Source organism: Pseudomonas guariconensis (assembly GCF_040822035.1).
GTDB lineage: Bacteria > Pseudomonadota > Gammaproteobacteria > Pseudomonadales > Pseudomonadaceae > Aquipseudomonas > Aquipseudomonas guariconensis.
Map to the genome: position 1 here is coordinate 1,930,977 of NZ_CP162012.1, position 20,148 is coordinate 1,951,124.

General features: G+C 62.1%; 19 protein-coding genes. 3 read left to right on the plus strand and 16 right to left on the minus strand.

Annotated elements, in window-relative coordinates:
- Position 1: 1 nt before the first annotated feature.
- On the minus strand, positions 2 to 2,062 hold the full coding sequence (locus tag AB1N67_RS08750) for a TonB-dependent receptor family protein (protein WP_367863675.1): 2,061 nt from the start codon (positions 2,060 to 2,062) through the stop codon (positions 2 to 4).
- A 227-nt stretch (positions 2,063 to 2,289) separates the two neighbouring features.
- Between AB1N67_RS08750 and AB1N67_RS08755 the strand changes: the two genes are divergently transcribed.
- Positions 2,290 to 2,538 (plus strand): helix-turn-helix transcriptional regulator, encoded by a 249-nt coding sequence (locus tag AB1N67_RS08755; RefSeq protein ID WP_043209129.1) that lies wholly within the window; start codon positions 2,290 to 2,292, stop codon positions 2,536 to 2,538.
- Between the two features lie 62 nt (positions 2,539 to 2,600).
- On the plus strand, positions 2,601 to 2,975 hold the full coding sequence (locus AB1N67_RS08760; RefSeq protein ID WP_182819103.1) for a head completion/stabilization protein: 375 nt from the start codon (positions 2,601 to 2,603) through the stop codon (positions 2,973 to 2,975).
- Here the strand turns inward: AB1N67_RS08760 and AB1N67_RS08765 are convergent.
- Positions 2,924 to 3,325, minus strand: coding sequence for a helix-turn-helix domain-containing protein (locus AB1N67_RS08765; protein ID WP_043209131.1), 402 nt, complete (start codon positions 3,323 to 3,325; stop codon positions 2,924 to 2,926). The genes AB1N67_RS08760 and AB1N67_RS08765 overlap by 52 nt on opposite strands.
- A 422-nt stretch (positions 3,326 to 3,747) precedes the next feature.
- On the opposite strand from AB1N67_RS08765, the gene AB1N67_RS08770 reads away from it, so the two are divergent.
- Entirely contained in the window at positions 3,748 to 4,038 is a 291-nt protein-coding gene (locus tag AB1N67_RS08770; protein WP_043209133.1) for an ogr/Delta-like zinc finger family protein, read from the plus strand.
- A 74-nt stretch (positions 4,039 to 4,112) separates the two neighbouring features.
- On the opposite strand, the gene nuoN is transcribed toward AB1N67_RS08770, so the two are convergent.
- The 14 genes from nuoN to AB1N67_RS08840 all read right to left on the minus strand — a co-directional run bounded on the left by nuoN (position 4,113) and on the right by AB1N67_RS08840 (position 20,125).
- Positions 4,113 to 5,582, minus strand: coding sequence for an NADH-quinone oxidoreductase subunit NuoN (gene nuoN, locus AB1N67_RS08775; RefSeq protein WP_043209136.1), 1,470 nt, complete (start codon positions 5,580 to 5,582; stop codon positions 4,113 to 4,115).
- A 7-nt stretch (positions 5,583 to 5,589) separates the two neighbouring features.
- Entirely contained in the window at positions 5,590 to 7,122 is a 1,533-nt protein-coding gene (gene nuoM / locus AB1N67_RS08780) for an NADH-quinone oxidoreductase subunit M (RefSeq protein ID WP_102081960.1), read from the minus strand.
- Between the two features lie 40 nt (positions 7,123 to 7,162).
- A complete protein-coding gene (gene nuoL / locus AB1N67_RS08785; protein WP_070091880.1) occupies positions 7,163 to 9,016 on the minus strand; it encodes an NADH-quinone oxidoreductase subunit L in 1,854 nt (617 codons plus the stop codon).
- Complete coding sequence (nuoK, locus tag AB1N67_RS08790) at positions 9,013 to 9,321, minus strand: NADH-quinone oxidoreductase subunit NuoK (protein ID WP_023631349.1); 309 nt, start codon at positions 9,319 to 9,321, stop codon at positions 9,013 to 9,015. Before nuoK ends, nuoL begins: the two co-directional genes overlap by 4 nt.
- Before the next feature lie 3 nt (positions 9,322 to 9,324).
- On the minus strand, positions 9,325 to 9,825 hold the full coding sequence (gene nuoJ / locus AB1N67_RS08795; protein WP_043209139.1) for an NADH-quinone oxidoreductase subunit J: 501 nt from the start codon (positions 9,823 to 9,825) through the stop codon (positions 9,325 to 9,327).
- A 10-nt stretch (positions 9,826 to 9,835) separates the two neighbouring features.
- Positions 9,836 to 10,384: an NADH-quinone oxidoreductase subunit NuoI gene (gene nuoI, locus AB1N67_RS08800; RefSeq protein WP_043209143.1), complete on the minus strand. Its 549-nt coding sequence runs from the start codon at positions 10,382 to 10,384 to the stop codon at positions 9,836 to 9,838.
- A gap of 11 nt (positions 10,385 to 10,395) precedes the next feature.
- Positions 10,396 to 11,403, minus strand: coding sequence for an NADH-quinone oxidoreductase subunit NuoH (gene nuoH / locus AB1N67_RS08805; protein WP_043209145.1), 1,008 nt, complete (start codon positions 11,401 to 11,403; stop codon positions 10,396 to 10,398).
- A complete protein-coding gene (nuoG, locus tag AB1N67_RS08810) occupies positions 11,400 to 14,114 on the minus strand; it encodes an NADH-quinone oxidoreductase subunit NuoG (RefSeq protein ID WP_043209148.1) in 2,715 nt (904 codons plus the stop codon). Before nuoG ends, nuoH begins: the two co-directional genes overlap by 4 nt.
- A gap of 132 nt (positions 14,115 to 14,246) precedes the next feature.
- Positions 14,247 to 15,626: an NADH-quinone oxidoreductase subunit NuoF gene (gene nuoF, locus AB1N67_RS08815; protein WP_043209150.1), complete on the minus strand. Its 1,380-nt coding sequence runs from the start codon at positions 15,624 to 15,626 to the stop codon at positions 14,247 to 14,249.
- Entirely contained in the window at positions 15,623 to 16,120 is a 498-nt protein-coding gene (gene nuoE, locus AB1N67_RS08820) for an NADH-quinone oxidoreductase subunit NuoE (RefSeq protein ID WP_043209152.1), read from the minus strand. Before nuoE ends, nuoF begins: the two co-directional genes overlap by 4 nt.
- 2 nt (positions 16,121 to 16,122) lie before the next feature.
- Positions 16,123 to 17,904 carry an NADH-quinone oxidoreductase subunit C/D gene (gene nuoC / locus AB1N67_RS08825; RefSeq protein WP_043209154.1) on the minus strand — a complete coding sequence of 594 codons (1,782 nt, stop codon included), beginning with the start codon at positions 17,902 to 17,904 and terminating at the stop codon, positions 16,123 to 16,125.
- Positions 17,905 to 17,983: 79 nt separating this feature from the next.
- The gene (locus tag AB1N67_RS08830; RefSeq protein ID WP_043209157.1) at positions 17,984 to 18,661 is read right to left on the minus strand and encodes an NADH-quinone oxidoreductase subunit B family protein; all 678 of its coding nucleotides are present in this window, start codon (positions 18,659 to 18,661) and stop codon (positions 17,984 to 17,986) included.
- Positions 18,662 to 18,670: 9 nt separating this feature from the next.
- Positions 18,671 to 19,084 carry an NADH-quinone oxidoreductase subunit A gene (locus AB1N67_RS08835; protein ID WP_043209159.1) on the minus strand — a complete coding sequence of 138 codons (414 nt, stop codon included), beginning with the start codon at positions 19,082 to 19,084 and terminating at the stop codon, positions 18,671 to 18,673.
- Positions 19,085 to 19,462: 378 nt separating this feature from the next.
- On the minus strand, positions 19,463 to 20,125 hold the full coding sequence (locus AB1N67_RS08840) for a lysoplasmalogenase (RefSeq protein WP_177343685.1): 663 nt from the start codon (positions 20,123 to 20,125) through the stop codon (positions 19,463 to 19,465).
- Positions 20,126 to 20,148: the final 23 nt, after the last annotated feature.

The following is a 20,148-nucleotide window of genomic DNA, read 5'->3' on the forward strand; positions in this document are numbered from 1 at the left end:
TTCAGAGAAAGCTGTAGGAAACGCCGGCGTAGACAGCAAAACCTTCGCCCGGCGTGGAGCGTGGGTTGTCCTTGCCCTGATCGTCATACCCAGGCGTCACCGTGGCGGCATAGCGTTTGTTGGTCAGGTTGCGCAGGTCCAGCCAGGTCTGCCAGTCCTGCTTCGGAGCATTCCAGCCCAGGCGGGCGCCGAGCAGGGCGTAGGCATCGGCATGGTAGCTGTTGGCGTAGTCGACCTGGACTTTGGAGGCCATCTGGGTGTTGAGGCCTGCATAGAAGCCGCTTGGCCAGTCGTAGCGCACCTCGGCCTGGTAATAGTGCATCGGGATGCCTGGCAGGCGGTTGTCGCCGAAGGTGTCGTCGTCCCGGTAATGGAAGTCGCTGAAGGTATAGGCCTGGCGCAGGGATACCCTGCCGATGCCGGCCTGTTCCCAGAGCGTGCTGTCCAGGCTAGCCTCGACGCCTTGGTGTACGGTGGGGCTGGCGTTGAACTCCTTGGGCAGGGCGCCTTGCACGATTTCTACGGCCAGCAGTTCGTGACGTACCTGCGAGTAGTACCAGGCCAGGTCCCAACGCCCCAGCTGCGAATCGCCCCGTGCACCCAGCTCCAGCGTGGTGGCGGTCTGGTTTTGCATTTCGATCGGCTGGGTAGGGACTGTCGAGCTCCAGATCAGCGACCAAGGGTGTGCAGGTTCCACGGAGCGGCTGAGGTTGCCATACACCTGCACTTGCGGACTGATGTCGTACCGCAAGCCCAGGCGAGGCGCATAGTCCCAGTCATGCTGGCTGACCTTGCCGCCATCCTGCGGGTAGGTCACATCGCTTTCGCGGCGGGTATAGATCATCGCCAGGCCGCTGGTCAGCCATAGATCAGGCATGAGTTCCAGGTCGTTGCCGACATGCAGTACGGTGTCCGAGCCCTGGTAGCTGAAGTCCCGGGTGCGTGGGCCGAAGGCATCGCCATCGCGGACGAACTGCGAGGCGCCGCTGTTGGGCAAGTGTTTGGTGGTGCGCCAACCGATGGTGGTGTTGCTCTGATGCCCGAACAGGGTGTCGCGGCGCACATAGTTGAGGGTCCCGCTGACATCGGTGTAGGCGACCTTGAGACGCATGGGGCCTTCGCGCAGGTCCATCGGGTAGTCGTGGTAGACCAGTCCCGCTTCCAGGCGAGCGTCATCCTCCAGGTAGAAGGTGGTCTTGTTGGCGACCCAAGTGCTACCCGGCTGCGGACGACTGTCGTCTCGGGCCAAGTAGGCTGGATTGGCTGCACGTGGATCATGCTTGACCTGTTCTTTGGTCAGGCGTCCAGCCAGGTCGTTCTCTGTTTCGCGGTAGCGCAGGTAGAAGCGTGTTTCCAGGTTGGGATTGAAGCGATAGCCGACGTTGGCGGCGAAACCCTTGGCGCTGCCGCTGCTGTGTTCCTGATAGCCATCGTATTCGGCGTCGGTCAAGGCCACGTAGTAATCCAGGTCACCCAATACCTGTCCGGAGCTCACGTGCCGATGGGCGTATCCGCGACTGCCCACTTCATAGCGCACTTGAGCAGGCGCAGCGTCGTAGCCTGTGTGGGTCACATAGTTGATCGCGCCGCCGAGGGCCAATGCCCCCCGGTCGAAGCCATTGGCGCCACGCAGCACTTCGGCACGGCTCAGCCACAGGGGTTCGAACAGCTCGTAGGGCGTGCCCCCTGGGCCCGTCAACGGCAGGCCATCGAACATCGTGTAGACACCAGAGCCATGGGCACCGGGTGCGCGATTGATGCCTGAGCCGCGGATCGACAGTTTGATGCCATCGTTGCCGGCCGACTGGGCGAAGACACCAGGCTGATAGGCCAGCACGTCCTGGTTGGTGGCGACGGGCCCTTGCTCGACACGTTGCATGTCGATGAGGTTGGTAGCCCCTGGGACCTCCCGTAGGCGCTGGGCGGCAGACTCCAGCTCACTTTGCTGCTGGCCTTCGATCACGACCTGCTCCAGCTCCAAAGGCGCAGCGGCCAGTGTCGAATGGCCGGTAGCAACGACCCATAGGCCGACAGCGCAAGGGAAAGATGAAACGGGACGCATCGTACAACTCCGGGCAGTAGGGCGGGTAACAGGTGTCAGACGTACGCAAAATCCTTCAGAGCACGTCGCTTTTATGGGGAAAAAGTGCCCCTCTGCATGTAGGACGTTTTGTGTAGGGCGCCGATCTACAACCCTGGGCGCTGGAATCAAGCGGCGACGGCTTCGTAAGGTTCAAGCACATCAAACGTAAATGCCTTTGGGCTCTTATGACCGTAGGAGAGTGCCTCATGAACCTGCAACGCCAACTGGTACCTGACGTCGACGCCGATCAGCCCATCCACCTTACCCCCAGAGAACGGGAAGTGCTGCTGTGGTGCGCCTACGGCAAGACCTCCTGGGAAATCGGCCAAATCGTGGGCTGCAAGGAGTCAACGGTCAATTTCCATGTCAGCAATATCTTGCGCAAGTTCGCCGTGAACACCCGGGTAGCGGCGGTGATCAAGGCGATACGTTACGGCATGCTGAACAATCAGTGAGTGGAGGGCGAGCCGTGAGTCGGGATTCATACGTCCCATTTGAGTGCCGGCCCAAGCGCTATCTGGTCTACCACGATCCGTTCTGGCCGCGGATAGAGCTTGGGCGGTTGCGTGAGCGACTGGGGTTGTCATCGCAGGTCAGCGATACGCGATTGGAGCTCGCCGCCAGGAGCTCGATGGAGGTTGCAGCGCGAGAGTTCGCTGATTGGCGCCGTTGCCTGCGCGAGCGTGGCTATCGGCGGCTGATCGATGTCGACAGTCATGAGCAGGGGCGTGCACTTTCGATTTGCTATCTGCGTCTGGTGGAGGCCCGGACCCGCTGGAGCCTGGCCCAACAGGTCAGGGAAACGACGGTGAGCGGTGCCGGTAGCGAAGCGCAGGGGGATCAATGCTTGACAGGGCGATGGGTCAATTCTTCGAGGCGACGTTCCAGCTGAGAGATGCGCAACTTGTCCTCGATGGTCGCGCGGATGGCTTGCAGATCCAGTGCCGACAGGGCCCGCAACTGATCGAGCAGATCCGCCTCCCAAGCAGAGGGATGCCCTTGAGGGAGGGATGCGCTGGATGTTCGGTTTTGTTGCCCGTCCCCTAGAAGCAGCCAGTCGAGGGACACCCCTTGTTTCTGCGCCAACTCCATGCACAACGCGTAAGGAATACTCCCGCGTATCTTCCAACTGCTCAAGGTTTGCGGGCTGATACTCAATGCTTTGGCAAGTTCGGCATCGGTTCTGGCGCCGGTGAGGTCCTTCATTCGATGCAATATCGCAGACAGGGAAAGTGTACTCATTATGAATACCAAAAAAGGACTATGTATGAGATCTGTAGGCAAAAATATGCGATAAGAATATATTGGGAGCACCAAACAAATCGGTAACGGAATGAATGATGATCGCAGCGAAAATGCCTACATTTGCTCAGCTATATACCTACAACAACAATCAATCAAGCTTATGGACAAATCTCAGGCAAAAGATAGTCAGGCAGGACGCTTGGTTCGGCTATCGCAGGACGGAGAAAGTACTCAATACGAGTAAATGTTTCTGTAAGCCCATGAGCCGAACCCATCTGGATGGATGGGTGAAGCTCCACTCAGCGTCGGATGGTAAGTAACATGAATTTATCGAGAAGTCTTAAATCGGTGGGGGCGGACACTGACTGTGATCGTCACGGTGTCTTACACGCGGCGAGGGTACCTAAAAGGAGGTGCCTGTGAGCAGCTACAAATTGGTATGCCCTCATTGCACCGGCAAAATGCGGATTCGCACCAGTGAAGGGCGTCATATCTTCCTCCGTATCGCCTACCTGCAATGCGTCAACGAGGCCTGCGGCTGGTCGGTGCGTGCCCAGTTCGAGATGACCCATGAACTCTCCCCCAGCGGTATGCCAAATCCAGATGTCCACCTGCCGAGCGCCTATGGTGAGTTGCGGCGCGCCGCTCACAACCCGGGCTGTACACGCAAGCCGGCGCGCAATGGCAAAAATACACCAAGCACAGCATGACACCCGCCTTCGCCTACATGGAGCAGAAAACAAAACACCCCGCATGTGCGGGGTGTTTTGTTTTTGCAGATTGATCAGCCGATCAATTGCAGGCCGGCTTGTTGGACCAGTTCCAACAGAGGCTGTGGGTACACGCCCAGGACGAAGGCGAGGATAGCGATGGCCAGCAGCATGACGCCGCCAGTGCGCTGTTCCCACTTCAGCGGAGCGTCGTGGCGACGCAGGTTTGGCTCTACCAAGTACAGGGTGACCATGACGCGCAGGTAGTAGTACACGCCGATGGCGCTACCGATGACCAGGGCACCGACCAGCCACCACAGGTGCGACTCGACGCCAGTGGCGATGATGTAGAACTTGCCGATGAAGCCTGCGGTCAGCGGGATACCTGCCAACGACAGCATCATGACGGTCAGCACCGCGGTCAGGTACGGACGGCGCCAGAACAGGCCGCGATACTCGTACAGGGCATCGGCATCACGACCGGCATAGGGCGAAGACATCAAGGTGATCACGCCGAAGGCGCCCAGGCTGGTAATGACGTAGGTCACCAGGTAAACACCCATGGCCTCCAGGGCCAGGCCCTTGCTGGCGACCAGAGCGATGACCAGGTAGCCGAAGTGGGCGATGGACGAGTAACCGAGCAGACGCTTGAGGTTGCTCTGGGTCAACGCCAGCAGGTTGCCGATCAGGATCGAGGCGACGGCGATCACGGCCAGTACGGTGCTCAGCACACCGCTGCTGGCGGCAGGGGAGAGCATGAACAGGCGAACGACCACGGCGAAGACCGCGACCTTGCTGGCAGTGGCCAGGAACGCGGCGACCGGCGCCGGAGCACCTTCGTACACGTCCGGGGTCCACAGGTGGAACGGTACCAGCGACAGCTTGAAGGCCAGGCCCACCAGCATCATGCCCAGGCCCAGTTGGGCCAGCAGGCTCGGCATGCTGGTGGCAGCCAGTGCCTTGCCGATCTGGTCGAAGGTCAGGCTGCCGGCATCGGCGTACAGCAGGGCCATGCCGAACAGCAGGAAGGCAGAGCCTGCCGCAGAAAGCACCATGTACTTGATGCCGGCTTCCAGCGAACGCTTGTTGAAGAATGCATACGCCACCAGGCCATAGACCGGTACCGACAGCAGTTCCAGGCCAATGAACAGGCCAGCCAGGTGGTTGGCGCTGACCAGCACCAGGCCGCCCAGGGCGGACATCAGCAGCAGCAAGTACAGTTCTTCACGGTTGCCCGGGTAGCCCTTGGACCCTTCGCCCAAGTAGGCATGGGCGAGGGTGACGCAGGCCAGGGTTGCCACCAGGATGATCGCCATGTACAGGCAGGCGAACTTGTCGATGGTCACCAGCGAGGTGACCGCCAGCGGCGCGACCTTCAGCGCCGGCAGGATCGACAGCAGGGCCAGGTTCAGGCCCACGGTGGACAGTAGGAAGGTCTGCGAGTGATTGCGCTTCCAGGCGATCGCCAGCATCACCACCACCGTCGTGACGGTGGTGATGAGCATCGGCGCCAATGCGATGAAGTGTTGAGTGGTGAATTCCATAGCGCTCTTACCGGGCCGAAGCGAGTTGAGTGAAAGCGGAACCGATCCACTGCTGCACACCGCTCATGGTGGCGGCAGAGGTGTCCAGGAACGGCTGCGGGTACACGCCGAGCAGGATCAGCAGGCCGGCCAGGCCCAGGACCATGATCAGTTCGCGACCGTCCATGCCGGCCAGTACGGTGTCGGACTTGGCCGGACCGAAGTAGGCGCGGTGGATCATGATCAGCGAGTAGACCGAGCCAAAGACCAGGCCAGTGGTGGCGATCACGGTGATCCAGGGTACATGGACGAAGCTGCCGATCAGGATCAGGAACTCACCGACGAAGTTGCCGGTACCTGGCAGGCCCAGGGAGGCGGCGGCGAAGAACAGGCTGATGGCAGGAAGATAGGCGATGCGGTGCCACAGGCCGCCCATTTCGCGCATGTCACGGGTATGCATGCGCTCGTACAGCTGGCCGGCCAGGATGAACAGCGCCGCGGCCGACAGACCGTGGGCCAGCATCTGGATCACCGCGCCCTGCAGTGCTTGCTGGCTGCCGGAATAGATGCCGATCAGCACGAAGCCCATGTGCGAGACGCTGGAGAAGGCCACCAGGCGCTTGATGTCGGTTTGCGCGAAGGCCAGGAAGGCCCCGTAGAAGATACCGATCAGGCCCAGGGTCATGGCGATTGGCGCGAACTCGGCCGAAGCGTTCGGGAACAGCGGCAGGGCGAAGCGCAGCAGGCCGTAGGCCGCAGTCTTCAGCAAGATACCGGCCAGGTCCACGGAGCCTGCGGTCGGTGCCTGGGCGTGAGCGTCAGGCAGCCAGGAGTGGAACGGCACCACCGGCAGCTTCACGGCGAAGGCGATGAAGAAGCCCAGCATCAGCAGGTACTCGGTACCGGCTGGCAGTTCGGCCTTGAGCAGGTCGCTGTAGTTGAAGGTGATGACGCCGGTGCTGTTGTAGTTCACCAGTACCAGGCCAAGGATCGCCACCAGCATGATCAGGCCGCTGGCCTGGGTGAAGATGAAGAACTTGGTGGCAGCGTAGATCCGGGTCTTCTTGCCGTCGGCGGAGCTGTGACCCCAGAGCGCGATGAGGAAGTACATCGGCACCAGCATCATTTCCCAGAAGAAGAAGAACAGGAACAGGTCCAGGGCCAGGAACACACCGACCACACCGCCCAGGATCCACATCAGGTTGAGGTGGAAGAAGCCGACGTGGCGCTGGATCTCTTTCCAGGAGCACAGGACCGAAAGCACACCCAGCAGGCCGGTGAGCAGGATCATCAGCAGCGACAGGCCATCGAGGGCCAGGTGAATGCTGATGCCGAAGCGCTTGATCCACTCGACTTTGTATTCGAGGGTCCAGGCCGGTTCCGCGCCCGGGGCAGGGGCCAGGGTGTAGTCGCCGTTTGCCCACAGCCACAGGCCGATGCCAAGCAGCAGGGACATGGTCAGCAGCGCGATCCAGCGGGGCAGGGTGGCGCCGAAGCGCTCACCCAGCCAGCACAGGAGGCCGCCGATGAAGGGGATCAGGATCAGCCAAGGCAGAATCATGACGGGTTCGTTTCCTTTCGCAAAGTCGCAAGGTTCATAGTCATACCGCGGCCACTACCACGGCGCCGAGTACCAGAACGGCACCCACGGCGATCGAGGCGGTGTACCAGCGCAGCTGGCCGGTTTCGGTCTTGCTCATGGCGACGTGACCGCCGCGAGCCATCCGAGGAATCAGGCCGATGCTGCGGTCAACCGGATCCTTGCGCAGGATGTGGCTGATCAGCAGATAAGGTTTGACGAACAGCTTGTCGTAGATCCAGTCGAAGCCCCAGGCGGCGAACCACCAGGCCGACAGGACGCGACCGATGCCGCTGTTGGCGATCGCGCTGACCAGGGTGCGTTTGCCCAGGAACAGCACCGCAGCCAGCAGGATACCGGCGATGGCGATGGCGCCAGAGACGATTTCAAGCGAGTGCTGGGCTTCGCCACCTGCATGACCGACGCTCTGTGGCAGTACACCCGCCAGAGGCGGGTGGATCCAGGCGCCGACGAAGGTCGACAGCACGATCAGCACACCCAGTGGCAGCCAGTGGGAGATACCGTGGCCGGCGTGGGCTTCGGTCTTCGCTTCGCCGTGGAAGGCGATGAAGATCAGGCGGAAGGTGTACAGCGAGGTCATGAACGCACCGACCAGGCCAGCGTACAACAGGCCGGTATGGCCGCTGGCGAAGGCTTCCCAGAGGATCTCGTCCTTGGAGTAGAAGCCCGCGGTCAGGATCGGCAGGGCGGCCAGGGCGGCACCACCGACCACGAAGCTGGCGTAGGCCAGCGGCAGCTTCTTCCACAGGCCACCCATCTTGAAGATGTTCTGCTCATGGTGGCAGGCAACGATGACCGCACCGGAGGCAAGGAACAGCAGGGCCTTGAAGAAGGCGTGGGTCATCAGGTGGAAGATCGCGCCTTCCCAGGCACCGACGCCCAAGGCCAGGAACATGTAGCCGATCTGGCTCATGGTCGAGTAGGCGAGGATACGCTTGATGTCGGTCTGGACCAGCGCGGCGAAGCCGGCCAGGACCAGGGTCACGCCACCGACGATACCCACCAGGTGCAGGATGTCCGGCGCCAGAAGGAACAGGCCGTGGGTACGGGCGATCAGGTAGACGCCCGCGGTCACCATGGTTGCGGCGTGGATCAGCGCGGAGACCGGAGTCGGACCGGCCATCGCATCGGCGAGCCAGGTCTGCAGTGGCAGTTGGGCCGATTTACCGACGGCGCCGCCGAGCAGCATCAGGGTCGCCAGCACCATCCAGGTATCGCCTGCCTGGAACTTCTGCGGTGCCAGCACCAGCAGTTCCTGGACGTTCAGAGTACCCAGCTGGGCGAACAGGATGAACAGGCCGATGGCCATGAACACGTCGCCGATACGGGTGACGATGAAGGCCTTCAGTGCAGCGTTACCGTTGTTGCGATTACTGTAGTAGAAACCGATCAACAGGTAGGAGCACAGGCCCACACCTTCCCAGCCGAAGTAAATGAACAGCAGGTTGTCGCCCAGCACCAGGAACAACATGCTGGCGATGAACAGGTTGGTGTACGAGAAGAAGCGCGAGTAACCGGCTTCGCCACGCATGTACCAGGACGCGAACAGGTGGATCAGGAAGCCCACGCCGGTGACCACGCCGAGCATGGTGATCGACAGACCATCCACGTACAGGGTGAAGTTCGGCGCAAAGCCGTCCACCGACATCCACTGCCACAGCAGCTGGCTGTACGCACCGCCTTCAGGCGGCGCGACATTGAACTGCCAGATCACATAGGCGGCCACGGCGGCCGACAGGCCGACGGAACCGACGCCGATCAGCGCGGACAGGTTCTCCGAGAACCGCCCGCGCGAGAACGACAGCAGCAGGAAGCCGATCAGGGGGAAGACGAAAGTCAGGAAGATAAGGTTCATCCGCGCATCTCACTGGCAGCATCGATGTCGAGAGTGTGGAAGCGGCGATACAGCTGCAGCAGGATCGCCAGGCCAATGCTGGCCTCGGCGGCTGCCAGGCTGATCACCAGAATGAACATCACCTGACCGTCGGGTTGAACCCAACGGGCGCCGGCGACGATGAACGCCAGGGCAGCGGCGTTCATCATGACTTCCAGGCTCATGAGCACGAAGAGGATGTTGCGGCGGACCATCAGGCCAACCAGACCTAAGCAGAACAGGATGCCGGCGACCGCCAGCCCATGCTCGAGAGGGATAGCACCCATGATTTACTCCTTCGCCTCGTTGCGGCCCAGGTGGAAGGCGGTGACGGCCGCGGCCAGCAGCAGCATCGAAGCCAGTTCGACCACCAGCAGGTAAGGACCGAACAGGCTGATGCCCACGGCCTTGGCGTCCACGGTAGTACCGCTGATGGCCGCGCCGCTTGGCTCGGCGAACAGCACGTACAGCAGCTCAAGCAGCAGCAGGGCGGCCAGGAACACGGGCCCTGCCCAGATACCCGGCTTGAGCCAGCCACGCTCCTGGGCGACCGAAGCCGGCCCGAGGTTGAGCATCATCACCACGAAGACGAACAGCACCATGATGGCGCCAGCATAGGCGATTACTTCCAGGGCGCCGGCAAACGGCGCACCCAGGGAGAAGAAGATCATCGCCACGGAGATCAGGGAAATGATCAGGTAGAGCAGGGCGTGCACGGGGTTGGTGCCGGTCACCACCCGAAGGGTGGAAACCACGGCGATCCCGGATGCGAAGTAGAAAGCGAATTCCATCTTTCTGTCCTTATGGGAGCAAGCTCTTCACGTTGATCGGCTCGGCTTCGTTCTGTGCAGCGCCCTTAGGCTTGCCAGCGATCGCCATACCCGCAACACGGTAGAAGTTGTAGTCAGGGTTCTTGCCGGGGCCGGAGATCAGGAGGTCTTCCTTCTCGTACACCAGGTCCTGACGCTTGAACTCGGCCATTTCGAAATCCGGAGTCAGCTGGATCGCGGTGGTCGGGCACGCTTCCTCGCACAGGCCGCAGAAGATGCAGCGCGAGAAGTTGATGCGGAAGAACTCCGGATACCAGCGGCCGTCCTCGGTCTCGGCCTTCTGCAGCGAGATGCAGCCAACCGGGCAGGCCACCGCGCAGAGGTTGCACGCCACGCAGCGCTCCTCGCCGTCGGGGTCGCGGGTCAGGACGATGCGGCCGCGGTAGCGCGGCGGCAGGTACACGGGCTCTTCGGGGTATTGCAGGGTATCGCGCTTGCGGAACCCGTGGGAGAACACCATCACCAGGCTGCGCAGCTGGGTGCCGGTGCCTTTAACGATGTCGCCGATATATTTGAACATGGGTCAAATCCTCACTGGGCCGCGACGGCTGGCGTGTTGTAGAGCACGATCGCAGCGGTCACCAGCAAATTGATCAAGGTCAGCGGCAGGCAGAACTTCCAGCTGAAGTCCATCACCTGGTCATAGCGTGGGCGCGGAATCGACGCGCGCAGCAGGATGAACAGCATGATGAAGAACGCGGTCTTCAGGGCGAACCACAGGAACGGAACCTGTGGCAGCAGGCCGAATGGGCCGTGCCAGCCGCCGAAGAACAGGGTCACCAGCAGCGCCGAGATCAGGATGATGCCGATGTACTCACCGACGAAGAACATGCCCCACTTCATGCCGGCATATTCAATGTGGTAGCCGTCAGCCAGTTCCTGTTCCGCTTCTGGCTGGTCGAACGGGTGACGGTGAGTCACGGCGACGCCAGCGATGAAGAAGGTGCAGAAGCCGAAGAACTGCGGAATGATGAACCACAGGTTCTGTGCCTGGTAGTCGACGATGTCGCGCATGTTGAACGAACCGACCTGAACCACCACGCCCATCAGTGCCAGGCCCAGGAACACTTCGTACGACACGGTCTGGGCCGAAGCACGCAGGCTGCCGAGCAGGGCGTACTTGTTGTTCGACGACCAGCCGGCGAACAGCACCGCATACACCGACAGACCGGCCATGGCGAAGAAGAACAGCAGACCGATGTTCAGGTCAGCCACGCCCCAGACCGGGGTGATCGGGATGACCACGAAGGCGATCAGCAGGGCGCTCATGGCCACGACTGGCGCCAGGGTGAAGATCATGCGATCGACGAAAGGCGGGTTCCAGTCTTCCTTGAAGAACATCTTCAGCATGTCGGCAGCGATCTGGAACATGCCGAACGGGCCGACACGGTTCGGACCGTAGCGGTCCTGCCACCAACCCAGCAGGCGACGCTCGACGAAGCTGAGCAGCGCGCCGCAGACCACCACCGCCAGCAGGACCACGATGGCCCGGACGACGGTGAGGATCACATCGATCACTTCGGGGGTGAACCAGCTCATTGTGCTGCCTCCTGCAGACCTTCGACGGATGCTCCGAAGATGGCAGGCGGAATGCCGGCCAGGCCTTTCGGCAGCGCGACCAGGCCAGCGCCCAGCTCTTCATTGACACGCAGCGGCAGGCGCAGGGAGACGCCTGCCACGTTCAGGCTCAGCAGGGCACCCTCGTTGACGCCCAGGCGGTCGGCCTCGGACTTGGCCAGTGCCACGTAGGCGGCCGGGATGCGTTCTTGCACCGGGGCGGCGCGGGAAGAAGACTCTTCGCTGCCGAACAGGTGGTAGAACGGCACGGCAGTCCAGGTGCCGCGGGCCGGGTTGAAGGCCGCCGGGATGGTGGTGAACCAGTGCAGGCGATCGCCTTGCGGCTCGATCAGGCGCACGCCTGGATCGCCAGCGCGCAGGTGGCCGCCGACCTCGTCCTGGAACTTGTTCCAGGCCTGTGGGGAGTTCCAGCCCGGCGACCAGGCGAATGGCACCTGCTGGCGCGGTTCGGCCGAGCCCGAGTAGCCTTCCATGGAGAAGGCGAAGGCGGTGTCCTTGTCTTGCGGGGTACGCGGTTCGTGCACGCTGATGTTGGCGCGCATGGCAGTACGACCGGAATAGCGCAGCGGTTCACGGGCCAGTTTCAAGCCCTTGATGCGGAACGCGGCCGAAGGCGCTGCGTTGACGATGCCGGCCAGTTGCGGGGCGGCTTCGGCGCAGGCGCTGGTGACGTGATCCAGTTGGGTCCAGTCGACCGGCTTGTTCAGCAGGGTCGCACGCAGGGCGTGCATCCAGCGCCAGCCTTCGTGAACCAGGATGCTGCTGTCGAGGTATTGCGGGTCGAACACCTGGAAGAAGCGCTGTGCACGGCCTTCCTGGCTGACCAGGGTACCGTCGCCTTCGGCGAAGGTGGCCGCCGGCAGCACCAGATGGGCGCGGTCGGTGGTCGGGGTCTTGGAGTGGTCGGCGACGATCACCACCTTGGCCGCGGCCAGGGCAGCGTCAACCTTGGCGGCCGGCACGCGGGCGTACAGGTCGTTCTCCAGCACTACGATAGCGTCGGCCTTGCCGCTGATGACGGCATCCAGCGCGGCGTCGACGGACTCACCGCCCATCATGGCCATGCCGAGGCTGTTGGCTTCTGGCACCACCAGGCTCAGCGAGCCGTTCTTCTCACGCAGCTTCAAGGCCTTGGCGATGTTGGCGGCGGCTTCGATCAGTGCGGGGTCGGCCAGGGAAGTGCCGGCGACTACCAGCGGACGCTGGGCTGCGACCAGGGCATCGGCGATGCGCTGGGCCAGAGCCTTGGCTTCGGCGTCCAGGCCGTCAACGGCAGGTGCGCTCGGATCGATGGCGTGGGCCACGGCGAAGCCCAGGCGAGCCAGGTCCGCCGGCGCTGCGTGCACGCACTCCTCGGCGACGTCGTCGAGCTTGGTTTCAGCTAGCGAGGCGATGAACAGCGGATACAGCGCGTGCTGGCCGATGTTCTTGACCGCAGCGTCCAGCCACGGTTGTACGCGCATGGCGTCGGCCATGGCTTCGGCCTTGCCCTTGGTGGCCTGGCGCACGGCCAGTGCGACGCGGGCGGCGGTCTGGGTCAGGTCTTCACCGAGGACGAACACAGCGTCGTGGTCTTCGATGTCGCGCAGGGTCGGCACGGGCAGCGGGCTATTGTTGAGCACCTCGAGAGCAAGGCGCACGCGGGCCAACTCGCCGGCTTCCATACCCGAATAGAAATAGTCGGCGCCGACCAGCTCACGCAGGCCATAGTTGCTTTCCAGGCTGGCGCGTGGCGAGCCGATACCGACGATGGTGCGACCGCGCAGCAGGTCGGCGGCTTTGTCCAGGGCAGCGTCCAGGCCCAGCTTGGTGCCGTCGGCCAGGTGCGGTTGGCGTGGACGGTCGCTGCGGTTGACGTAGCCATAGCCGAAGCGGCCACGGTCGCACAGGAAGTACTGGTTGACCGAGCCGTTGAAGCGGTTCTCGATACGGCGCAGTTCACCATAGCGCTCACCGGGGCTGATGTTGCAGCCGCTGGAGCAGCCGTGGCAGATGCTCGGGGCGAACTGCATGTCCCACTTGCGGTTGTAGCGCTCGGAGTGGGTCTTGTCGGTGAACACGCCGGTCGGGCAGACCTCGGTCAGGTTGCCGGAGAACTCGCTCTCCAGCACGCCGTCTTCGACGCGACCGAAGTACACGTTGTCGTGGGCGCCGTAGACACCCAGGTCGGTACCGCCTGCGTAGTCCTTGTAGTAGCGAACGCAGCGGTAGCAGGCGATGCAGCGGTTCATCTCATGGGCGATGAACGGGCCGAGGTCCTGGTTCTGGTGGGTACGCTTGGTGAAACGGTAGCGGCGCTCGTTGTGGCCGGTCATTACCGTCATGTCCTGCAGGTGGCAGTGACCGCCTTCCTCGCACACTGGGCAGTCGTGCGGGTGGTTGGTCATCAGCCATTCGACGACGCTGGCGCGGAACGCCTTGGATTCTTCATCGTCGATGGAGATCCAGGTGCCGTCGGAGGCAGGGGTCATGCAGGACATGACGATACGACCGCGGGTGTCGTTCTCGTCGGTGTACTGCTTGACCGCGCACTGCCGGCAGGCGCCGACGCTACCGAGCGCCGGGTGCCAGCAGAAATAGGGGATGTCGAGGCCGAGCGACAGACAGGCCTGTAACAGGTTGTCCGCACCATTGACTTCGAGCGCTTTGCCGTCTACGTGGATAGTGGCCATGGTTCAAAGTTCTTCGTTGGCCCGCGTGAGCAGGCGTGGCTAATGGAAATCGGTGAGCCTGCGGCCAGCCACGAATCGTTCGGGCCGGCCTGCAGGCTGGCGGATGGCACGGACCATCCGCGATTCATCTTGTTATGCGCCGACCACGACCGGCCCGGTCGGTATCGGCTTGGCCAGGTTCGGGCGCAGGGCGTCGCCAGCGCTGGCTGGGGCGACACCGGCCTCGAACTCGGACCGGAAATACTTGATGGCACTGCCCAGAGGCTCGACGGCACCCGGTGCGTGAGCACAGAAGGTCCGGCCTGGGCCGAGGAAGTTGACCAGTCCCAGCAGCGTCTCGATGTCCTCGGCACGGCCTTGGCCTTTCTCCAGGGCGCGCAACATCTTCACGCTCCATGGCAGACCGTCACGGCACGGGGTGCACCAGCCGCACGATTCCCGGGCGAAGAACTCTTCCATGTTGCGCAGCAGCGAGACCATATTGATGCTGTCGTCGACCGCCATGGCCAGGCCCGTACCCATACGGGTGCCGACCTTGGCGATGCCACCGGCATACATCTGTGCGTCGAGGTGCTCGGGCAGCAGGAAACCGGTACCGGCGCCGCCTGGCTGCCAGCACTTGAGCTTGTAGCCATCGCGCATGCCACCGGCGTAGTCCTCGAACAGCTCGCGGGCGGTGACGCCAAACGGCAGTTCCCACAGGCCAGGGTTCTTCACCTTGCCGGAGAAGCCCATCAGCTTGGTGCCGTGGTCTTCGCTGCCTTCGCGGGCCAGCGACTTGTACCAGTCGTTGCCGTTGGCGACGATGGCCGGAACGTTGCACAGGGTCTCGACGTTGTTCACGCAGGTCGGCTTGCCCCACACACCGACGGCGGCAGGGAAGGGCGGCTTGGAGCGTGGGTTGGCGCGGCGGCCTTCCAGGGAGTTGATCAGTGCGGTTTCTTCACCGCAGATGTAGCGGCCGGCACCGGTGTGCACGAACAGTTCGAAGTCGAAACCGCTGCCGAGGATGTTCTTGCCCAGAAGGCCTGCGGCCTTGGCTTCCTCGATGGCGCGGTTGAGGTTCTTGGCCGCGGTGGTGTATTCGCCACGCAGGAAGATGTAGCCGCGGTAGGCCTTCAAGGCGCGGGCACTGATCAGCATGCCCTCGACCAGCAGATGGGGCTGTTGCTCCATCAGCATGCGGTCTTTCCAGGTGTTGGGCTCCATTTCGTCCGCGTTGCACAGCAGGTAGCGGATGTTCATGGACTCGTCCTTGGGCATCAGGCCCCACTTCACGCCAGTGGGGAAGCCTGCGCCACCACGGCCCTTGAGGCCGGAGTCCTTGACGCTTTGGACGATATCATCCGCAGACATTTGCGCCAGCGCCTTGCGGGCGGCGGCGTAGCCGTTCTTGGCCTGGTACTCTTCGAGCCAGATCGGCTCGCCGTCGTCACGCAGGCGCCAGGTCAGCGGATGGGTTTCAGCCGAGCGCGCGATGCGGTTGGCCGGGCCGAAGGAAGTGATGGTCATACGTAACCCTCCAGCAGTTTGGCGACGCCGGCAGGTTGCACGTCGCCAAAGGTGTCATCGTCGATCATCAGTGCCGGGGCCTTGTCGCAGTTGCCCAGGCAGCAGACCGGCAGCAGGGTGAAGCGGCCATCGGCAGTGGTCTGGCCCAGGCCGATGCCCAGCTCGCTCTGGATCTGGCTGACCACCGACTCGTGGCCACCGATGTAGCAGACCATGCTGTCGCAGACGCGAATGATGTGGCGACCGACCGGCTGGCGGAAGATCTGGCTGTAGAAGGTGGCCACGCCTTCGACGTCGCTGGCTGGGATGCCCAGGACTTCGCCGATGGCGTAGATGGCGCCGTCCGGCACCCAGCCACGTTCTTTCTGAACGATCTTCAGGGCTTCGATGGACGCCGCGCGCGGATCCTCGTAGTGGTGCATCTCATGCTCGATGGCCGAGCGCTCGGTTTCGCTCAGGACGAAACGGTCGGTTTGGATAAGCGTGTTGTTCATGCTTAGCGGTCCACGTCAGCCATAACGAAGTCGATACTGCCCAGGTACGCGATGAGGTCCGCGACCATGCTGCCTTTGATCACCGATGGGATCTGCTGCAGGTGCGGGTAGCTCGGGGTACGGATCCGGGTGCGGTAGCTCATGGTGCCGCCATCGCTCGTCAGGTAGTAACTGTTGATGCCCTTGGTCGCCTCGATCATCTGGAACGACTCGTTGGCCGGCATGACCGGGCCCCACGAGACTTGCAGGAAGTGGGTGATCAGGGTCTCGATGTGCTGCAGGGTGCGCTCTTTGGGCGGCGGCGTGGTCAGCGGGTGATCCGCCTTGTACGGGCCTTCCGGCATGTTGCGCAGGCACTGGTCGATGATGCGGATACTCTGGCGCATCTCCTCGACGCGGACCATGCAGCGATCGTAGGCATCGCCGTTGTGGGCCAGCGGTACTTCGAACTCGAAGTTCTCGTAGCCGGAGTAGGGGCGGGCTTTACGCAGGTCGAAGTCGCAGCCGGTGGCACGCAGGCCGGCACCGGTGGTACCCCACGATAGCGCTTCCTGGGTGTTGTACGCGGCGACGCCGATGGTACGACCCTTGAGGATGCTGTTCTTGAGCGCAGCCTTTTCGTACTCGTCCAGGCGCTTGGGCAGCCATTCGACGAAGTCCTTGACCAGCTTGTCCCAGCCGCGTGGCAGGTCGTGGGCGACGCCACCGATGCGGTACCAGGCCGGGTGCAGACGGAAACCAGTGATCGCCTCGATCACGGTGTAGGCCCGCTGGCGGTCGGTAAAGGTGAAGAACACCGGGGTCATGGCGCCCACGTCTTGGATGTAGGTACCCAGGAACAGCAGGTGGCTGGTGATCCTGAAGAACTCGGCCAGCATGACGCGAATGGTGTCGACCTTCTGCGGCACCTTGATGCCGGCCAGCTTCTCGACAGCCAGGACGTACGGCAGGTTGTTCATCACCCCACCGAGGTAGTCGATGCGGTCGGTGTAGGGGATGAAACTGTGCCAGGACTGGCGCTCGGCCATCTTCTCTGCACCACGGTGGTGGTAGCCGATGTCCGGAACGCAGTCGACGATCTCTTCGCCGTCCAGTTGCAGGACGATACGGAAGGCACCGTGAGCCGAAGGGTGGTTGGGACCCAGGTTGAGGAACATGTAGTCCTCGTTGGCGCCGTGACGCTTCATGCCCCAGGCTTCGGGGTTGAAGCGCGCCGATTCCTCTTCAAGCTGCTGCTTGGCCAGGTTCAGGCTGTACGGATCGAATTCGGTGGCGCGCGCCGGGAAGTCCTTGCGCAGCGGGTGGCCTTCCCAGGTCGGTGGCATGAGGATGCGCGACAGGTGCGGATGGCCGGCGAAGTCGATGCCGAACATGTCCCAGACTTCGCGCTCGTACCAGTTGGCGTTTGGCCAGATGCCGGTGACCGACGGCAGGTTCAGGTCGCCTTCGCTCAAGGCCACCTTGATCATCACGTCGCTGTTACGTTCGACCGACAGCAGGTGGTAGAACACGCTGAAATCGGCAGCCGGCAGGCCGCGGCGCTGGGTGCGCAGGCGCTCGTCCACGCCGTGCAGGTCGAACAGCATGCTGTACGGCTTGGCAACGTTGCGCAGGAAGGAGAGGACGTCTTTGAGCTGGGCGCGGTTTACCCACAGGACCGGCATGCCGGTGCGGGTTTCCTGGGCGACGAATGCGTCTGCGCCAAAACGGTTGTGCAGTTCGACGACCACATCTTGGTCGTCAGCCTTGTAAGGCGGAATATAAATAGCGGTGTCCGCTGTCATGGTCTCGGTCGCTTTGGGTCAACGTAGAGAATGAAGCCAGGCCGCCGGCTCCTTCCGGAGCGGGCGGCATGTCGCTGGATCAGACTTCGTCGGGGCTGCGCAGGTTGGTGACCTGGATGCGCTGTTCACGACGCAGGTCTTTCTGGGCGGGCATCTCGGCACGGTAAATGCCTTGATCACCCACAACCCAGGAAAGCGGGCGTCGCTCCTGGCCGATCGACTCCTGCAGCAGCATCAGGCCCTGCAGGAAGGCTTCGGGGCGAGGCGGGCAGCCAGGCACGTAGACATCCACGGGGAGGAACTTGTCGACCCCCTGAACGACCGAGTAAATGTCGTACATGCCGCCGGAGTTGGCGCACGAGCCCATGGAGATCACCCACTTGGGTTCGAGCATCTGCTCGTAGAGGCGCTGAATGATCGGCGCCATCTTGATGAAGCAGGTGCCGGCGACGACCATGAAGTCGGCCTGACGGGGCGAGGCCCGGATGACTTCGGCGCCGAAGCGGGCGATGTCATGGGGTGCCGTGAAGGCCGTGGTCATTTCCACGTAGCAGCAGGACAGGCCGAAGTTGTACGGCCAGAGGGAGTTCTTGCGACCCCAGTTGACCGCGCCACGCAGCACATCTTCGAGCTTGCCCATGAAGATGTTCTTGTGGACCTGGTCCTCTAGCAGTTGATCGGTGACGGTTTCCCGTTCACCGACCGGGTACTGCTCGTTGGGCGCATCCGGATCGATTCTGGTGAGATTGTATTGCATGCCAAAGCCTCATTGTTTCAGCTTCGCTTGCCGCTTGCGGCGACCTTCGGGAGCCCAATCGAGCGCCCCGACGCGCCATAGGTAGACAAGACCAGCCAACAGAATTGCAATGAAAACGAGTGCTTCGACGAATCCGGTCCAGCCGCTTTCGCGGACGGACACAGACCATGCATACAGGAAGAGGGCTTCGATATCGAAGATCACGAACAGCATCGCGACCAGATAGAATTTGGCGGACAGGCGCAGACGGGCGCTGCCGACGGGCAGCATGCCGGATTCGAAGGGTTCGTTCTTGGCGCGACCCCAAGCCTTGCTACCGAGCAGGCTGGAGAGGCCGAGCATGAAGGCACACAGGCCGACGACACCCAGGAGGAAGATGGCAAAGCCCCAGTTGTGGGCGATGAGTCCTACCGAATCGGACATGCTAGAAATCCTTATACAGAGACCCAGCTCTGCAGTCTGAAATAAGTAGAGCGGCGACGCGTGTCGCGGTTGCAGTGACCAAATGTCGCAGCTGAATCAATCGGGCTGATTTTATGGGTAAACCCGGTGCAAGTAAAATTTCTGTGGCAAATTTATTCGTAGGATTAAGAACAAAAAAATCTCCTAAATGGCTGAAACCCTTGAGTTTCGGGCATTGCACGCGCTTTTGTTAATTATGTTTCTTGCATCATGTAACGACCTTTGCGCCAGTAATGATAATTAATATCATTTGGCCTGATGTGTTGTTTTAAACCTGGCCTGACGCTTGCAAAGTTCATTTTTCCAGCGTGTATCTTGCAAATAAGAAAGCCTCTCGTTCTAGCAGCTGGGCTCGCGTCTTGCACCGCTCTGAATCAACAGTTTATCGATTGAGCCACGATAAGCCGACGCGGCGATTGCCCATTGGCCCAGCCAGTAGGCGAGAATGATCAAGAATTGGGCGCCGGCGAATGGCATGACGAAGCGGTCGATGCCGATCAGGCTGTCGGAGAACACGAACAGGCCGGCTCCGATTGCAGCCAGCCCACCGCAGGCGAGGGCGCGCCAGAGCATTGCACCAATCGCCAAGGCATAAAGCGCCACGGGTATCAGCAAGGACCCCAGGCCGTGGCTGGCCAGCAGTGCGAACAGCGCGCAGGTGAGCAGTACACATACCGCCAGTGTGGCCAGGGCGGGGCGCCGAGTGATGCGGCAATAGGCATGCAGGTAGGCCAGGTGTGCGCAGAAGAAGGCTGCAAGGCCGAAAACGAACCAATCGCGTGGAACGGCCAAAATGATATCGCCCAGTACCGAAAAACCGAGTCCGATACTGATCCAGCGCGTGTAGGGCGTCGCAGGAGCGCTGCATAGCCAGGCAATCAATGCCAGCACTGGCAATGGCTTGGCCAGCAATGCGAGCAGGGTATTGTCGCTGGCCAATGCATATATATAGAAGGCGGCGGCCGTGAGGGCGATGGCGATCAGATGGCTTGGACGGGGCATGGGCGGTCCTTGCTGCTGGGTAG

Bases quoted from the DNA above. Each gene is read 5' to 3' on its own strand.
- AB1N67_RS08750 (WP_367863675.1), bottom strand. From the start codon at position 2,062: ATGCGTCCCGTTTCATCTTTCCCTTGCGCTGTCGGCCTATGGGTCGTT.
- AB1N67_RS08755 (WP_043209129.1), top strand. From the start codon at position 2,290: ATGAACCTGCAACGCCAACTGGTACCTGACGTCGACGCCGATCAGCCC.
- AB1N67_RS08765 (WP_043209131.1), bottom strand. From the start codon at position 3,325: ATGAGTACACTTTCCCTGTCTGCGATATTGCATCGAATGAAGGACCTC.
- nuoN (WP_043209136.1), bottom strand. From the start codon at position 5,582: ATGGAATTCACCACTCAACACTTCATCGCATTGGCGCCGATGCTCATC.
- nuoM (WP_102081960.1), bottom strand. From the start codon at position 7,122: ATGATTCTGCCTTGGCTGATCCTGATCCCCTTCATCGGCGGCCTCCTG.
- nuoL (WP_070091880.1), bottom strand. From the start codon at position 9,016: ATGAACCTTATCTTCCTGACTTTCGTCTTCCCCCTGATCGGCTTCCTG.
- nuoK (WP_023631349.1), bottom strand. From the start codon at position 9,321: ATGGGTGCTATCCCTCTCGAGCATGGGCTGGCGGTCGCCGGCATCCTG.
- nuoJ (WP_043209139.1), bottom strand. From the start codon at position 9,825: ATGGAATTCGCTTTCTACTTCGCATCCGGGATCGCCGTGGTTTCCACC.
- nuoI (WP_043209143.1), bottom strand. From the start codon at position 10,384: ATGTTCAAATATATCGGCGACATCGTTAAAGGCACCGGCACCCAGCTG.
- nuoH (WP_043209145.1), bottom strand. From the start codon at position 11,403: ATGAGCTGGTTCACCCCCGAAGTGATCGATGTGATCCTCACCGTCGTC.
- nuoG (WP_043209148.1), bottom strand. From the start codon at position 14,114: ATGGCCACTATCCACGTAGACGGCAAAGCGCTCGAAGTCAATGGTGCG.
- nuoF (WP_043209150.1), bottom strand. From the start codon at position 15,626: ATGACCATCACTTCCTTCGGCCCGGCCAACCGCATCGCGCGCTCGGCT.
- nuoE (WP_043209152.1), bottom strand. From the start codon at position 16,120: ATGAACAACACGCTTATCCAAACCGACCGTTTCGTCCTGAGCGAAACC.
- nuoC (WP_043209154.1), bottom strand. From the start codon at position 17,904: ATGACAGCGGACACCGCTATTTATATTCCGCCTTACAAGGCTGACGAC.
- AB1N67_RS08830 (WP_043209157.1), bottom strand. From the start codon at position 18,661: ATGCAATACAATCTCACCAGAATCGATCCGGATGCGCCCAACGAGCAG.
- AB1N67_RS08835 (WP_043209159.1), bottom strand. From the start codon at position 19,084: ATGTCCGATTCGGTAGGACTCATCGCCCACAACTGGGGCTTTGCCATC.
- AB1N67_RS08840 (WP_177343685.1), bottom strand. From the start codon at position 20,125: ATGCCCCGTCCAAGCCATCTGATCGCCATCGCCCTCACGGCCGCCGCC.